Annotated in this window: 14 protein-coding genes; 8 read left to right on the top strand and 6 right to left on the bottom strand. The window is 60.8% G+C overall.

All coding sequences use genetic code 11. From position 1 onward, the window contains the following. The first annotated feature begins 57 nt into the window (after nucleotides 1–57). From tolA to AC629_RS01170, 3 genes are all read left to right on the top strand, one after another. Nucleotides 58–954, top strand: a complete 897-nt coding sequence (tolA, locus tag AC629_RS01160; protein ID WP_084802946.1) for a cell envelope integrity protein TolA — start codon at nucleotides 58–60, stop codon at nucleotides 952–954. Nucleotides 955–1,679: 725 nt separating this feature from the next. After that, nucleotides 1,680–2,012 carry a hypothetical protein gene (locus tag AC629_RS01165; RefSeq protein ID WP_084802947.1) on the top strand — a complete coding sequence of 111 codons (333 nt, stop codon included), beginning with the start codon at nucleotides 1,680–1,682 and terminating at the stop codon, nucleotides 2,010–2,012. A 996-nt stretch (nucleotides 2,013–3,008) separates the two neighbouring features. Continuing rightward, nucleotides 3,009–3,986 carry an ABC transporter substrate-binding protein gene (locus AC629_RS01170; RefSeq protein WP_084802948.1) on the top strand — a complete coding sequence of 326 codons (978 nt, stop codon included), beginning with the start codon at nucleotides 3,009–3,011 and terminating at the stop codon, nucleotides 3,984–3,986. A 171-nt stretch (nucleotides 3,987–4,157) separates the two neighbouring features. Here the strand turns inward: AC629_RS01170 and AC629_RS01175 are convergent, their stop codons facing one another. Next, on the bottom strand, nucleotides 4,158–4,547 hold the full coding sequence (locus tag AC629_RS01175; protein WP_084802949.1) for a DUF1236 domain-containing protein: 390 nt from the start codon (nucleotides 4,545–4,547) through the stop codon (nucleotides 4,158–4,160). 678 nt (nucleotides 4,548–5,225) lie between these two features. Continuing rightward, complete coding sequence (locus AC629_RS01180) at nucleotides 5,226–6,188, bottom strand: phosphate acetyltransferase (protein WP_143198823.1); 963 nt, start codon at nucleotides 6,186–6,188, stop codon at nucleotides 5,226–5,228. Nucleotides 6,189–6,430: 242 nt separating this feature from the next. Between AC629_RS01180 and pflB the strand changes: the two genes are divergently transcribed. From pflB to AC629_RS01200, 4 genes are read left to right on the top strand one after another with little or no spacing between them, the layout of a single operon-like run. Next, nucleotides 6,431–8,698 carry a formate C-acetyltransferase gene (gene pflB / locus AC629_RS01185; protein ID WP_084802966.1) on the top strand — a complete coding sequence of 756 codons (2,268 nt, stop codon included), beginning with the start codon at nucleotides 6,431–6,433 and terminating at the stop codon, nucleotides 8,696–8,698. Between the two features lie 13 nt (nucleotides 8,699–8,711). Beyond that, the gene (gene pflA, locus AC629_RS01190) at nucleotides 8,712–9,539 is read left to right on the top strand and encodes a pyruvate formate-lyase-activating protein (RefSeq protein ID WP_084802951.1); all 828 of its coding nucleotides are present in this window, start codon (nucleotides 8,712–8,714) and stop codon (nucleotides 9,537–9,539) included. A 20-nt stretch (nucleotides 9,540–9,559) separates the two neighbouring features. Further along, nucleotides 9,560–11,164, top strand: coding sequence for an aspartate:alanine exchanger family transporter (locus AC629_RS01195; protein WP_084802952.1), 1,605 nt, complete (start codon nucleotides 9,560–9,562; stop codon nucleotides 11,162–11,164). A gap of 26 nt (nucleotides 11,165–11,190) precedes the next feature. Beyond that, a complete protein-coding gene (locus AC629_RS01200) occupies nucleotides 11,191–12,045 on the top strand; it encodes a formate/nitrite transporter family protein (protein WP_143198824.1) in 855 nt (284 codons plus the stop codon). A 311-nt stretch (nucleotides 12,046–12,356) separates the two neighbouring features. On the opposite strand, the gene AC629_RS01205 is transcribed toward AC629_RS01200, so the two are convergent. The 3 genes from AC629_RS01205 to AC629_RS01215 are packed head-to-tail and all read right to left on the bottom strand — an operon-like array spanning nucleotide 12,357 to nucleotide 13,493. After that, entirely contained in the window at nucleotides 12,357–12,644 is a 288-nt protein-coding gene (locus AC629_RS01205; protein ID WP_143198825.1) for a helix-turn-helix transcriptional regulator, read from the bottom strand. A gap of 15 nt (nucleotides 12,645–12,659) precedes the next feature. Further along, nucleotides 12,660–12,896 carry a hypothetical protein gene (locus AC629_RS01210; RefSeq protein ID WP_084802954.1) on the bottom strand — a complete coding sequence of 79 codons (237 nt, stop codon included), beginning with the start codon at nucleotides 12,894–12,896 and terminating at the stop codon, nucleotides 12,660–12,662. A gap of 9 nt (nucleotides 12,897–12,905) precedes the next feature. After that, the gene (locus tag AC629_RS01215; protein WP_084802955.1) at nucleotides 12,906–13,493 is read right to left on the bottom strand and encodes a hypothetical protein; all 588 of its coding nucleotides are present in this window, start codon (nucleotides 13,491–13,493) and stop codon (nucleotides 12,906–12,908) included. A gap of 183 nt (nucleotides 13,494–13,676) precedes the next feature. Between AC629_RS01215 and AC629_RS01220 the strand changes: the two genes are divergently transcribed. Then, entirely contained in the window at nucleotides 13,677–13,952 is a 276-nt protein-coding gene (locus tag AC629_RS01220; protein ID WP_143198826.1) for a hypothetical protein, read from the top strand. 869 nt (nucleotides 13,953–14,821) lie between these two features. Here the strand turns inward: AC629_RS01220 and AC629_RS01230 are convergent. Next, a partial coding sequence (locus tag AC629_RS01230) for a hypothetical protein (protein ID WP_084802957.1) occupies nucleotides 14,822–15,032 on the bottom strand: 211 nt, incomplete at its 5' end.

Below are 15,032 nucleotides of genomic sequence, written 5' to 3' on the forward strand. Positions count from 1 at the left end.
GGGATTGAGGGGCCGTTCCGGTATGCTAGGAGCAGGGCGGCAACCCAAGATCGGGCGATGGAACTGCGGAAGCTCATACGGACGGACATTGCAGCGTCGGCGATCGCGCATCTGACGCTGGTGGCGTTGATCATCCTGATCAGCGAGGTGCATCCGTTTCGCAGCCAGGCGCCCGAAACGGTTTCGGTCGACATCGTCACGCCGGAGCAGGTGAAGGAGGAGGTCAAGGAGCAGGAGACCAAGGAGCCGGCGAAGGAGCAGCCGCCGGAGCCGACCCCCGACCTGAAACTGCCGGAGCTGGATTTCGCAGACAAGGACAAGCCTGACGCGGCCCCGAAGCCTGCGGCCAAGCAGCCGGCACCGTCACCGGCGCCGCAGGCATCGCCCGAACCACCGCAACGGTCCGCACAGCAGCAACCGCAGCAACAGCCTTCTCCGCCGCCGAAGCCGCGCGAGGCCAACGCACAGCCGCAGCAGCCGCCACCCGCAATGCCGCAGCCCCAGGCCGCGCCTCCGGCCTATCGGCCTCCGGAGCCGGACGTCACCGTCAAGTACGGCGTCATGCTGGGCCTGCCGCCTGAATTGCCGCTCGAACCGAAAGACCTCCCGAAGGACGACGGCGGCGACGCCAAGGACTCGATCGCAGCCAGGCTACCGGCGGAGGTTGTCGCCGAGCTTCGTCGTCACCTGAGAAGCTGCGCAAAACTGCCGGCCGGGGTCGCCCCGACCGACAGCGTGCACATCAAGCTGCGCGCCGTGTTTGCCACCGACGGCGGGCTGGCGCGCCCGCCGATCCTGATCGAAGCCCCGCCCTCCGCGAAGGGGGTGGCCCTCGTGAAGTCCGCGATGAGCGCGCTTCAGGCCTGCCAGCCCTACAAGATGCTGCCGGTCGACAAATACGAGGAATGGAAGGTGATGGATCTGCCGTTCACGCCGCAGGATTTTGGCGGGTAGCGAATTGCTGCATGGTCGACGCCGTTCATGCAAAAGGCTGCCACGACCCGTCGGGCAAAACACCCTGATGCGGCGTCAAGCCGCTTCCGCTGAAAATATTCCGCTTTACCGAAATTCGGGTTTTCGCCCATCCCGGCTCACCCTTGAGGGGCGATCATGTGTCGTCACGATACGCGAGCCGGGTTGCGGTGGACGCGGCAGCGTCGGGCGCGAGAGGTCAAGGGCAGGGCGGATTGCTCTCCGTGAGCCCGAGGCTACGTGCCGACGAGCGGCGCTGACAGTTCGTCTCGCCAGCATTTTCTTGGCAACGTCGACAAGGCCGGGAAGCAATGTGGCGAACACGCGAACGCGCGTACGGCAAAACCGTGTGGTCCTTTCCGCAAGCGCTAATTTCGACCTGTTGAAAACGCAGAAAGTATTTGAAAATAAAAGCGTTTTTCGACTTTTGGCGTGAAGCGGATGGCGCGACGGAAGCCCGCCGGGCCCTATTAGGCCCTATTTCACATGCGCTGGCGCGCGCGCCTTATGTCCGGCTGCTCAGTGTGCTCTGTGCGGCCTTCCTCCGCGCCACGATAGCGCCTCTTGTGACTTGTTGCGTGTCTGAGCCCTGTCGCGGCGTGAGAGGATGCGCGCTTGAAGCCCTGCAAGCCTCCTCTTGTCAGCGGTAAGATAATCGGGTCTCATGTGGAGCATGGTGCAAGCTTCGAAATGGTTGGGTCGGCGCTATGAATAGACCGATCTTCGAACAGCCTACTGAACGTGAGTTTCTTCTCGCGCAGCTTTCGTCCGACGATCACCATCGTGTTCGCGACTTTATGAGAGAGAACCGCGTCGCGGCATCCGACGCCATTCAGATGCTCGGCATAGGGCGGCCAGATGCGGGCCGGAACTTCCCCGACGTAGAGGTCTCCGACGACGAGCGCCAGTTCATGCTGAGCCAGCTATCTCCGCACGAGCGCGCGTTGGCCGAGCGAGCCCTCGCTCGCAACCATGAAATGACGGTCGGCCAGTGCATCGCACTAATCCGCAAAGCTGCCGAACCAGGCAGATGGCCATGAGCAAGCTGCCGCTAAGTGCGCGCGGGAAGCAGTTCCTTAGGCGCTTGGCGGCTGGCAAGACACATGCTCAGTTCGCCGTGCGACTTGGCGGGGACCTCAAAGCAAGTTGCGGGTCAGCGAGAACGCTTGCTCGCCAAGCTGGGCCTCAGCGCGCCGGGCGAGATCGTGGCTGCCTGCGCGCCGGGGCAAGGCCCTAGTTTTAAGGTGGGCGACGTTGTTGCTTCTTTAGCAAGCCTGCATCATCCAGGAGCTACGGGCGGCCGGAAAAGCCAGTCTACGTCCCATTGCAGAGGAGCGGAACGAAGCCGGCAACTCCCTTGCGCGCGCGTAAGGCCCGGTTTGCTCGGTTCAGCGGTTGCCAGTGTCCTGCCCATCGCAAGATCGAATGGGGCTGGGCTAGAAGCAGCGATGCGGGCCCGAATGGGATCGCCCAAAGATGTCGCCGCAATCGTGATCATCACTACAGATACTAGGACTATGAGCACATCAGTCATGATGCGCCTTGAAAAATGCTTCGTCATGATCGAACCCTCACAACCAATAGATGCGCGCGTGCGCAGCAAAAAATCGACTTCGCATGCAAATGGGTATGTGAACGGGAGTTCGCCGCACGTAGCGGTTCGTCCCTTAATAGCGCAGCAATCGCACATTGTGTAGCAGCGACCCAGACCCAATTTAGTCCCCCCATGCGTTAAAGCTAACGTGGACGCAGGGCCGTTATAGCTTCGACGTCGTGCATCACACGGACACGACAGGATGGTCCAGGGTCGGTCCTCTGGAGAGCGTCGCGCGCGGGGACCGTGCGACGCCGCCTATCGAGGTATTTGCCACCGCGAAAATCGCGTTTAATTTTTGCACCAGCTCGCACACAAAGGCGTTCTGCGGACCGTGCCGCCGGTCGAGGTCGGTCAGTAGAGCGGTCCTTCAAACTCCCTCACAGCCCTGCGACAAAGTGCTAGGCTCGTCCCCCACACACGCGGTCTTCGGCAGGGGTTCATGCGACGGCGGGATTTCATCGCCCGGATGGCGGCCAGCGGAGTACTGGCGGTGCTTTCGCCGAGGTACGCGGAAGCCGCACAGCGGGTTTGGCGCTTGGGTCTACTCACACTCGCGGGGACCGCTGGCGAAAACGCTTTTGGTTCTATCATGCTGCCCTACTTGGCGACCCGGGGCTTCGTCGAAGGTCGTAACTTAGTCCTTGATGTTCGCGTGGGTACGGAGGAGCAAATGCCGGCGCTGGCGCAAGCGCTGGTCAGCGACAAACCCGACGTCATCATCGTCACATCCGATTGGGCGCTTTATCCCGCCCGTGCAGCAACGAGCACCATTCCGATTGTCGCTGCTCCCATGGGCGCAGACCCTGTCCGCGCCGGCGTCGCCGAAAGTTGGGCGCATCCGGGTGGAAACGTCACGGGCGTTTGTCTGATCGCGGGGGAACTTGAGGTCAAGCGTCTGTCCCTGCTTCACGAGGCTTTGCCATCCGTGCATCGAATTGCGGTGATGTCCGCTCATCGCAAGGTCGTGGAAGCGGGCTTTCCGCCCTTGCGCAAGGCTGCTGCCGAGGCCGGACTGGAACTGGTCGAGATTTGGGTCGAGAGCGCAAACGATTATGATGCTGCGTTTACTGCCATGCGCGCGGGCGGTGCAGAAGCGCTCGTCATCGTGCCAACGCCGGAACTTTTTCGCGACAATGGAGCGCTCGCCGCGCTTTCGGCAAAGGCTAGATTACCGACCATCGGAGGCTTCCGCGAGAGCGCCATACAAGGCTTGCTCATTGGCTATGGCCCAAGTCTTAAAGAACTTGGCCAGCAGGCAGCAAGCTATGTGGAGCGGATGTTCAATGGCGCGCAGGCAGGCGAGCTACCGTTTCAGGGCCCCACACATTTCGACTTCACGATCAACATGAAGACAGCCAAAGCACTTGGCGTTACGATACCGCCGTTCCTTCTCGTGAGCGCTGAAATTATCGACTGAGATTTAGCGGTTTCGCAATGTCCGCAATCTCTCCTCTCACGAGGCGGACACCTGGGAAGAATTCTCCGCGAGCGGGAAAACGGCATCAGGCGATCAAAACCCTGGAGATGGGGCAAAGCGCAAAGTGCGCCCTAGCACCCCATCGGCCGAATTAAGGGTGGCAGACCCAAGCTAGTTGTTGCGACGCAATGTCCCGTCGATTACGTAGGCGACGGTCTTGTCCAACCTGTTCACGATCAAAAGCCTGTCGTGCATGATTGTGTAGTCGTACCCCTTCAGGGACGAAACTTCTGCGGCCACTTCATCGGGGATCGCCGCTAAAGGAACGTCTTTGGGCAAAACCTCGCCAACAGGCACCGCTAACTGTGATCGCGGAGGGTCGATTGGATAGTTGTTGAGGCGTTGCCACACGGCCTTTTCCTGCTCGGATGAAAGGTGGAGCGGGGCTGCGGGCTGCTGAGCTTCGCTTGACATCGGTGCCGCACGATCCTGTGCGGCTGCTCCGATGATACTAGCAGCCAGAATAACTGCCGCCTGCACGAGACGGGAATGACTGCTCATGGCAGCTCCTTAAAGAACCGCCCCACCGAATTAAGTCCCGCGACCCGGTGGTGGGTCCTCTGGGGCGCGTAAGAAAGCGGGGTACGCGCGACCGCCGCTATCGAGGATATTTGTCACGGGCGAAACCGCGTTTTATTTGTACCACCATGGAACAGCTCGACGTACTCGCAGACGAGAGGACTAGAAAAGCGTGAAGGATCGCAGCAATCTGTTTGCGATCGCCGCACTCTTCGCCGGCCCTACAGGAGCCTACTATTGGCTTGCGTCAAGCAAAGTCCCGATTGAACGGTGGGGTGAGGACGAACCCTTGCCACCCCCTCGCGGAACACAACGAGAGTTGCTGGACCGGACGAGCACCGTGACTACGCTATGGGTGGGTGGCATGTTCGACGCGGCTCAAAAAAACGGCTCGTCTTAACAAGATAGCAGCACGCTGGACAGCGGTTGCCGGCGCCCTAGGTGCGGCATTGAGCATCTTTGGCTCGCTTGCATGCTAGTTTGACTTGAGTGCGGGTGAGCGCGAGCCCGCCTTGCTCGCGAAGTCGGGCATCAATGCGCCCGCCGAGATCGAGGACGCAGCCGAACGACTGGCAGGCTGGTCCACCTACAAAGGCGTAACATGGGAACCGCGTTCGATGCGCACCGCGGAACGCGTGACCTTCATCCGTGTCGTCGTCACTACGCGGGGGCGATGGGCGCTTTGCGGCGACGTGCGTCAGCATGGAGAGCGGCCACTGCGGCTGACGCCATCCGCGACCGCGCGGAGTCTGCGCGGGACGTCAGCACAACCGGCACCCGGGCCCCGAGCACGATGCCGGCAGCGTCGGCCTTGGCGAAATACGCGAGGTTCTTGGCCAGCATGTTACCGGACTCAAGGTCGGGCACGATCAGTATTTGCGCTCGGCCGGCAACCTCCGACTTGATGCCCTTGATCCGCGCCGCCTCCATGTCGATCGCGTTGTCGAAGGCGAGCGGGCCGTCGAGCAACGCGCCGGTGATTTGCTTGCGGTCCGCCATCTTGCAAAGCGCGGCAGCTTCGATGGTGGAAGGGATCTTCGACGTGACTGTCTCCACCGCTGAGAGGATAGCAACCCTGGGCGTCGTTCCAAACCCTGTTTCGTTGTAGAGATCGACCGCGTTCTGGATGATGTCGCGCTTGCTGTCGAGATCGGGGAAGATGTTGATCGCTGCATCGGTCACGAACACCGTGTCAGTGTAGGCAGGCACATCCATGACAAAGACGTGGCTGATGCGCCGGTCGGTCCGCAAGCCGCCGACCTTGGCAGTCACGGCACGCATGATCTCGTCCGTATGCAGGCTGCCCTTCATGAGAACCTCACCTCGACCCTCATGTATCAATTCCACCCCCCTGGCGGCGGCCGCAGCCTCCGTCGGCGCCGTGTCGACAATCTCAAACCCCGAGATGTTAAGATCATGTCGCGCCGCAACATCCCTGATCCTGGCCGCCGGTCCCACGAGGGTCGCCTTGACTATCCCGGCTTCGGCTGACTCGATCGCTCCCCGTAACGAGCTCTCGTCGCAGGGATGCACGACGATTGTCGACACCGTGCCAACGCTCTTGGCACTGGCAATCAGGCGATCGTATTTCGCCCCCGGCGTCGCGGCTGGCATAACACTCATTGGCTCGCTCCGATGCTGGGCCGAGGAAGCTCGACGTTCGGGTCGATCGAAATTGATGTCGCTTCCGCAGCTCGACCATCGACATAGGAGAACACGAGTTTCGGCCCGGCAAGGCTTGACATAGATCAAGCGCTGCGCCGGCTCGCTGTCAGTACATCGGTGAACAGCCTGGCGATCTGCCGATGACCATTGCCCATCGGATGAAACGTCAGGCCGACACAATCGTCTGGGGAGATTTCGTCATGAAGGGCAGCGCAGCGCTCAAGCAGGATGCAGAGACGAACGGCTGGAGGAGCTTCCAGGCTGGCGACTGGTCCACCACGATCAATGTGCGCGACTTCATTGTGCGCAACGTTGCATCTTATTCCGGAGACGAGAAATTCCTGGCACCCGCCTCGCAGCGCACCAAGGCGGTCTGGGCCAAGCTGCAGCCCTACTTCGCCGAAGAACGAAAGAAGGGCGTCCTCGCGGTTGACGCCCAAAACCCGTCAACACTGCTCGCCCATCAGGCGGGCTATATCGATCGAGACAACGAGATCATTGTCGGCCTGCAGACCGACCAGCCGTTCAAGCGCGCGATCTTCCCATTCGGCGGCCTGCGGATGGTTGAAACAGGCCTCAAGGCCGCGGGGTTCGCACCCGATGAGAGGGTGCACGAGGCATTCACCAAGTACCGCAAGTCGCACAATGACGGCGTGTTCGACGCCTACACGCCTGAAATCATGAACTGCCGACGGTCCGGCATCATAACCGGCCTCCCCGACGCCTATGGCCGCGGCCGCATCATCGGCGACTATCGCCGCGTTGCACTTTACGGTACCGACCGGCTGCTCGAGGTCAAGCGCCAGGAGCGCGCCCAGATCGACGACATGTGGCCCACAGATGAAGTCATCCGCCAGCGCGAGGAACTCGCGGAGCAGATGCGTGCGCTGGCAGACCTGGCATCGATGGCCAAGCTCTACGGCTGCGACATCACGCAGGCTGCCACGAATGCGCGAGAAGCCTTCCAGTGGACCTACTTTGCCTATCTCGGCGCGATCAAGGAAGCCAACGGTGCGGCCATGTCCATCGGCCGCATCTCCAGCTTCCTCGACATCTATATCGAGCGCGACCTGAAGGAAGGCACACTGGACGAGGCAGGAGCGCAGGAGCTATGGGACCAGCTTGTTCAGAAGCTGCGCGTCGTGCGCTTCCTCCGCACTCCTGACTACGACGCACTGTTCAGCGGCGATCCCTACTGGGCGACCGAATGCGTCGGCGGCATGGATCTCGACGGGCGGGCGCTGGTCACCAAGAGCAGCTACCGCATGCTCCATACCCTCTACAATCTCGGGCCGGCGCCCGAGCCGAACATCACGGTGCTGTGGTCGACCCACATGCCGGCGCCCTTCAAGCGCTTCTGCGTCAAGGTCAGCAAGGACACCTCCTCGCTGCAATACGAGAATGACGATCTGATGCGCCCGTACTGGGGTGACGACTACGCGATCGCCTGCTGCGTTTCGGCCATGCGGCTCGGCAAGCAGATGCAGTTCTTTGGAGCCCGGGTGAATTTCGCCAAGGCTTTGCTCTACGCCATCAATGGCGGCCGTGACGAGGTTTCGGGCGACCAGGTCGCGCCCAAGACCATACCGGTCACGGGCGATTTCCTCGACTACGACGACGTCATGGCGAAGTTCGATATGACCATGGAGTGGCTCGCAAAGACCTACGTGCATGCCATGAACTGCATCCACTACATGCACGACAAGTACTTCTACGAGCGGCTGGAGATGGCGCTCCATGATCGCGACATCCTGCGCACGATGGCGTTCGGCATCGCCGGTCTATCGGTCGTCGCCGACAGCCTCAGCGCCATCAAGTACGGAAAGATCCGCGCGATCCGCGACGCCACTGGCCTCGTGACCGACTACCAGAATGAAGGCAACGCCTCGACGCCCCAGTTCGGCAACAATGACGACCGGGTCGATCAGATCGCAGCTGCGCTCGTAACGAGCTTCATGGAAAAGATCCGCAAGCACCCGACCTACCGGAACGCGACGCATACGCAAAGCGTGCTCACGATTACCTCGAACGTCGTCTACGGCAAGGCAACCGGCAACACGCCGGATGGCCGCCGCAAGGGCGAGCCGTTCGGGCCTGGGGCCAATCCAATGCACGGCCGCGACAGCCATGGCTGGCTCGCGTCATGCCTGTCGGTCGCGAAGCTGCCTTACAAGGACTCGCTCGACGGCATCAGCTACACGGTGTCGGTGGCTCCGCAGAAGGCTCATCTCTCCGAGACCCAGTTGATCGACGAGGCCACCAAAGCTTTCGACCTCTATTTTCGACGCGGCGGCTTCCACATGAACCTGAACGTGATCGACAAGGAGACGCTGGAAGACGCGGTCAAGAACCCGGACAAATATCCGCAGCTCACGATCCGCGTATCCGGCTATGCCGTCAATTTCGTTCGCCTGACACCGGAGCAACAGAGGGATGTGATCAGCCGAACCTTCCACGGCCAGATCTGAGCCGGGGTCTTCGATGTCAAACCCGCAGGCACTGCAATCGGGAAGCCGTCACGACCTCCGTACCGATGCTTCGCCGGACGCTCCTGAAGAGGACAAGTTCAGGGATGAGGAAGGCGCGTTCGGGTACTGCCATTCCTACGAAACGGCGTCACGTTACGACGGTCCCGGCCTGCGCGTCGTGCTGTTCGTTTCGGGCTGCCTGCTCCGCTGCACTTACTGCCACAATCCGGACACGTGGCACCTGAAGGACGGAACATATGTCTCGGCCGAACAGGTGCTGCGTCGCCTTGGCGACTTCGCCCCGTCGCTGCGCGACCTCGGAGGCGGGTTGACCATATCGGGCGGCGAACCAATGGTTCAGCTCGCCTTTGTCAGGCGCATCTTCGCGGGCGCCAAGGCGATGGGCCTCCATACCGCAATCGAGACTTCCGGCTTCCTCGGCGACCGCGCAAACGACGCCTTGCTGAAGGAGATCGACCTTGTGCTGCTCGACATCAAAAGCTCAAACCCCGACACCTATCGCAAGGTGACCGGCCGGGACATTGCGCCGACACTCCGCTTTGCCGAACGCCTGGCCTCAATCAACAAGCCCGTCTGGGTGCGCTTTACCCTCGTGCCCGGCTCCACCGACGATCCGGCCAATGTCGAGGGGATCGCCAAATTCGTGGCGCCCATGAAGAACGTCGAATGGGTCGAGGTGCAGCCCTTCCATCAAATGGGCGAGTTCAAGTGGAAGGCGATGGGCCTCGACTACAAGCACTATGACACGCCGCCTCCCTCGCGCGAACTGGTGGACAGGGTCATCGGTCAGTTTCGCGATGCGGGCTGTAACGCCCGCTGACCCCATTCCCGGAGAGACACATGTTGGACCTTGCCCGCGACATCATTGGAAGTCAGCCGATCCTGACGGCATTCCTCGCCATCGGCGTGGGCTACCTCGTTGGCCAGATCAGCATAGGCGGCTTCTCGCTCGGCGTGGGTGCCGTTCTTTTCGTGGGCCTGGCCATCGGAGCTTTCGCGCCGAAAGCCCAGATTATCGGGCCGATCGGGCTGACCGGGCTGATCATGTTCCTCTATGGCATAGGCATCCTCTACGGCCGGCAGTTCTTCGAGGGAATTCTCGGCTCTGGCCGGAAGTACAACCTTCTCGCGCTCGTCGCCTGCCTCGCGGGCCTTGGCATGGCATTGGGACTCGGACACGCCTTCGGCATCAAGGTCGGGCACACACTTGGTCTCTACGCGGGATCGATGACAAGCACCGCAGCACTCCAGGCCGCGCTTGACGTCACCAAGCTCAAGGACCCCTCCATCGGATATTCGATCGCCTACCCGTTCGGCGTCATTGGCCCGATCCTCTGCATCTACTTCATGACGCGCATGGTACAGCCGAAATTTCCGGCCAAAGCCCAACGCTTTCACATGGGCGAAATCTCCATCGGGGCCGCCTTTGCCGGCCGTACCCTTGACGAACTGAGCAAGGAAGTCCTAAGCGACGTCAAGGTAACGATGGTACGCAAGGCCGGACAGAATATCGTTCCGGCAGGCGATATCGTTCTCTCCGCCGGCGATGCGGTCCTCGTTGTTGCCGAGAGTCAGGAAGCCATCAGGAACGCGGCCGCAAAGCTGGGAAAGCTCGAACCCGGCCGGCTAGCCAGCGATCGAGCCGATCTGGACTACATCCGCGTCTTTGTTGGCAAGGCCAGCGTGGTGGGCATACCCCTCGCCAGCCTCCCCATGCCACCAGGCTTTCGGGCGCATCTCCTGCATGTCCGGCGTTATGATGCCGACCTTGTGCCGTCACCCGATCTGATGCTGGAATTTGGCGACCGTGTCGGCGTGTTGACGCCGCCGGATCGCAAGGAGGAAATCCGCAATCACTTCGGCGACACGGTGAAGGCGACTGCCGAGTTCAGCTACGTCTCCCTCGGGCTCGGCATGGTGATCGGCGTTCTTCTCGGCCTGATCCCAATTCCCATCCCGGGCATAGGCGTTGTCACCCTCGGCATCGGCGGCGGACCGCTGATCGTCGCTCTCATCCTCGGCAAGCTCCGTCGCACCGGCCCGATGCTCTGGACCATGCCGCTGCCGGCCAACATCGTCCTGCGAAACTTCGGGCTCGCCATGTTTCTGGCCACTGTGGGCGTAAATGCCGGGCAGCCCTTCGTCCGCACGGTCGCGGAGTCCGGCTTCACCATGCTCTTCATAGGTGTCGCCGTCCTGCTAACCACCGTCGCAATCGTCCTGCTGGTCGGCCATTTCCTGATGCGGATCCCATACGACGATCTGGTCGGAGTGGCCTCGGGCGCGACGGGAAATCCCGCCATTCTCGTCTACTCGACCAAGATGGCACCGACCGAGCGCCCTGACATCGGTTACGCCATGATCTTCCCGTCGATGACGCTAGTGAAAGTGATCGCGGTGCAGATCGTCGGCCTTTTAACACTAGGTAGCGCGGCGGGTGGGTGACGGCTGGCCCGAGCAGGACAACCAGGATGGCTGAACCGTCGCCAGCGCCACAGATGCCGATCTTCAATCTGCAGGCCTACAGCCCTGCCGAGATCAAGGAAGCCATCGAAAAGGTCGGGGTGAAGAAAGCCAACCTGCCGTTTCTGACGTCCTTCATGCTGGCGATCGTGGCCGGCGGCGGCGTCGGCTTCGGCGCGCTCTACTATACGATCGTTGCCAGCGATCCCACGTTCAGCTTCGCCACCGTACGCGTCGTCGGCGGACTTGTGTTCACACTCGGCCTGGCCCTCGTCCTCGTCGGAGGCGCGGAGTTGTTCACGGGCAACAATCTGATTGTGATGGCCTGGGCTAGCGGCAAGGTTTCCACTTGCACCATGTTGCGCAATTGGAGCATCGTCTGGCTCGGCAATTTCGCCGGCGCGCTCGGGCTTATTGTCCTGGTCTTCTTCTCGCATCATCTGGACATGAATGACGGCCGCATCGGCTTATCCGTCCTGAACACAGCAGTTGGAAAAATTCGACCTGATATGGTGACGCTGTTCTTCAAGGGCATTCTTTGCAACGTGCTCGTCTGCGCGGCCGTCTGGCTTGCCTATGCGGGCCGATCGGTCACCGACAAGATGGTGGCCGTCATCCTGCCGGTCTCCGCGTTCATTGCCGCCGGCTTCGAGCATTGCGTCGCCAATATGTACTTCCTGCCCATGGCGTGGCTGCTGATCCAAACCGGCCACGCGCCCGCGGATTTCGATGCTTCGCTCATTACCGTGTCAGGCATCGGCCACAATCTCGTCCCGGTGACGCTGGGCAACGTCGTCGGCGGCGCTGGTTTTGTTGGCACCGCCTACTGGGCAATCTATCGGGTGACGTTCGGCGAGCGCTGACTTCTCGCCGACCATCGGCTGATACATGAAAATCCGCGTTCACTTGGGCACGAGAGCCTTCATCGTCACGTCGTTCGCGCTTGTAGCAACAGGTTGTTTGCCTGATGACCACTGTCTAACCATGTGTGAGGTCAGCTACGGGTCCTGGCTGTGAAAACGCCTAGGCGCATGATAGCGATAGAAAAAGCTATTCATCCACGGCCCTCTTAGCCCTCAAACTCGCAAGCGCGCTCAACTTAAAGCACGAAATGAATGTGATCCTCGCTGTGTTTCGATCTTTGGTGTTTCTGCCAAGGTAAGGCCGACTTCGCTCAATTGTCGGAGGTGTCCGCTTTTCCTCCAAGAGCAGAAACCGTACGTCCGCGCCGCCCCTTGCCGCGAGCGCGATGCGGATCGAATTCGTCGACCGCGTTCTGCCAAGCGGCAATCTCGTCCTCGTACCAGACCCGCCGGTTCGGTGAGATGTAGGTGCCTTTCGGGAAACGGCCGGATTTGGCCATCCGAAAGAGGGTGGTTCTCGATACCGGAACGATCGCCAAGACCTGCGCCTCGTTGAGCATCTTGCGAGGTCCGGTGCGATCGGGCGCGCCGCTCTCCATGACGAACTCCTCTCTCTAGCGACGAGCCGCGCCCTTCGATCGCGCAGTTTTTTCCTGAGCTACGATCCACGCGAGCAACGTGCTGCGGCGGCCACAAATGATTTCACCCATCCTAAACAGCGGCAGTCCAGAACGTGATGCCAGATGATAGACGCGCCGCCGCTTGTCTGCGGAGCCAAACATAAAGCGCGCGATTTCGTCGGCGCCTTCCAGCAAATCGTCAGCGATACAATCGTTTTCACGGGCGCTCATGCTTCACTCCTACGTGCGAAGGACGTTGGCGACAGCAAGGATTGTCCGCTGGGTGATGGTCGTTCTCTCCCTGCGGTCGCCAGTGGTCTTGGTTGTTGGTAGTCGTCGATCTGTGAATTCGAAGCGGTCACCTTGGCGGTCGATTGAAACCCAGATGTGTACGCGGACCGAAGGAACGGGCTTCTCGAATTCGATCTCGAACCCATACTCCATCTTGGTGTAGGTCGATTTACCGAAACGATGGTCGGGCGTTCCAAAAAGGGCGACCATCTTGGTCAAATGATCAGCCAGGCATTCCCGCTTCGCTGCCGAAATCAATTCTTCCAATTCGTTGCCGAATTGGCTCGATCTGCGTTTCGCTTGAAGCGTTCGATATTTTTTGACGGCGGCAGGCGCAGTGCGCGCGGTATCCGCAGTATTGGCGGCAATCAGCAAGTTCGCCGCGTCTGTCTCAGACATTTGCGCGGCGGAGGTTCCTCGCCCGGAAGTCTGGATGAGTCCGTCCTCTCGAACGGCGCGTGCAATCGCGGTGACGCGCTCAGCATCGACCCCTTCAACGGCGGCTATCGCCGCAACCAATTCGCTGAGTGTCGCCATGACATGCTCCCATTGGTAATCGTTGCAAATGGGGGTGCCGCATGTCAAGCTACCATCTGTAAAAACCGCAGATGGTGTCTTGATGGCATCCCCTCGCACGACCCGCAAAAACAAGGCCCGCGCGCCGGACCGCCCCGGTGCGCGGGCAAATGCTCATTAGCCAACCACCGATGGAGATCGAAAATGGCTGACGCTCGTCATATGCACCTGATCGAGGAAACTGGCAACCAGGAACGCTCCGAAGCACTTGCTCCGGGTCCGGTCCCGACCTTGCTTCTCCTCAACATCTTCGTCGCGCTCTACCCGCTTCGTGAGCAGGGAGCGGTCAGATGGCTGGTCGAGAACTTCCGCAGCGAGCACTGGCCGAGCGAATTTGGAGCAGTCTCGGGAGATGACTGGCGGGCTAGCGCAGAGGCGATGCGCGCCCTGGCGGACGAATGGACCCACGCGAGCCTCTAGCACACCGCGCGAGCGCGGTCGGCTGTTGACGTGAAGGTCCGCTCGGAGGCTCCCGCTTCACTGTCCAACAACCCGATCCGCGCTGCGCGAGAATAGCGGCGGGTCGAGATCGGCCATGACCCCGCCGCCGGTAGTGAAAGCGCCGGGATGAATGACCGCAGCGCCGCCGGGGCGCTCCATCCCCGGAAACAAACAAAATCCGGGCAACGCTGTGCCAATTGCGACCCGGACCGTGGAGACCGAAGCCGATAGGCCGACGGTCGCCGGGGGGTAAGATCCCGGCTCGGTGATACGCAGCGCGGGAGTCCGGCATGGCTCCTTGCTTACAAAAGCGCTGGTCGCGCGCCGAAAAAAGCGCGACGGAGACGCCGCCCAAAAGGCGGTGCGCCGATGAGGCGAAGGGTAACTGAGTATCCGGTGGCACGAATGCCACCTCCCTCATGCCGGGACGTGGATGCAGGGGAAGAGGTTTGGTTTGGTCCTCTGGTCTCTGCCATATCCACGGGAGAAAGGGCGAAGCTATGCCGTTTTGTTAACAGGGGTGATGTCGCCACGCCTAATGACAGCGCTACGGCTGATCCACCACGGACCAGTTTCATTTAAGCGGCGTGTTTCTCTCTGTCTGAGGGTGCCTCGCCAGTGCTCGTAGTTTCTTCCAACCCCTTTTCGTAATTGCCAGCGAACCTCTCGATGCTGTTGGCCCACATCCTCAACATTGAGACCTGAAAGTGCATAATCGGCTTCAGGGCATCCATACCGATTGCTGTCAGTGCGGCGCTGGGCCTTTGTGAGTCCCGCGCGAAGCGGTTTACATTAGGATTATTCTCTTTCATTTTCTTCGCTCCTTCCATTGTGGTTTCTGACCCCAGTTATGTGTCGGATTGCGCACTGCGTGCTTCTAACCACTCGGCCAAAGCTTGATCTGCCGCGAGGCTCGCGCCTCGGGCGTCATGCAATTCGTCTAGTTTTTTCAAGTAGACGACGGCCGCCATTTGCAGGAGATCGAAACCGTATTCGCCGGTATCAGAGAGATTGGTGACGTAGCGATAAAGGGCGGAACGCCTGCTATCGTTCTCACTG

Source organism: Bradyrhizobium sp. NAS80.1 (genome assembly GCF_001908205.1).
Taxonomy (GTDB): Bacteria; Pseudomonadota; Alphaproteobacteria; order Rhizobiales; family Xanthobacteraceae; genus Bradyrhizobium.

Coding starts and splice junctions, on each gene's coding strand:
- AC629_RS01170 (WP_084802948.1), top strand. CDS start 3,009: ATGCGACGGCGGGATTTCATCGCCCGGATGGCGGCCAGCGGAGTACTG.
- AC629_RS01165 (WP_084802947.1), top strand. CDS start 1,680: ATGAATAGACCGATCTTCGAACAGCCTACTGAACGTGAGTTTCTTCTC.
- AC629_RS01210 (WP_084802954.1), bottom strand. CDS start 12,896: ATGAGCGCCCGTGAAAACGATTGTATCGCTGACGATTTGCTGGAAGGC.
- AC629_RS01220 (WP_143198826.1), top strand. CDS start 13,677: ATGGCTGACGCTCGTCATATGCACCTGATCGAGGAAACTGGCAACCAG.
- AC629_RS01180 (WP_143198823.1), bottom strand. CDS start 6,188: ATGAGTGTTATGCCAGCCGCGACGCCGGGGGCGAAATACGATCGCCTG.
- AC629_RS01195 (WP_084802952.1), top strand. CDS start 9,560: ATGTTGGACCTTGCCCGCGACATCATTGGAAGTCAGCCGATCCTGACG.
- AC629_RS01205 (WP_143198825.1), bottom strand. CDS start 12,644: ATGGAGAGCGGCGCGCCCGATCGCACCGGACCTCGCAAGATGCTCAAC.
- AC629_RS01215 (WP_084802955.1), bottom strand. CDS start 13,493: ATGGCGACACTCAGCGAATTGGTTGCGGCGATAGCCGCCGTTGAAGGG.
- AC629_RS01175 (WP_084802949.1), bottom strand. CDS start 4,547: ATGAGCAGTCATTCCCGTCTCGTGCAGGCGGCAGTTATTCTGGCTGCT.
- pflB (WP_084802966.1), top strand. CDS start 6,431: ATGAAGGGCAGCGCAGCGCTCAAGCAGGATGCAGAGACGAACGGCTGG.
- pflA (WP_084802951.1), top strand. CDS start 8,712: ATGTCAAACCCGCAGGCACTGCAATCGGGAAGCCGTCACGACCTCCGT.
- AC629_RS01200 (WP_143198824.1), top strand. CDS start 11,191: ATGGCTGAACCGTCGCCAGCGCCACAGATGCCGATCTTCAATCTGCAG.
- tolA (WP_084802946.1), top strand. CDS start 58: ATGGAACTGCGGAAGCTCATACGGACGGACATTGCAGCGTCGGCGATC.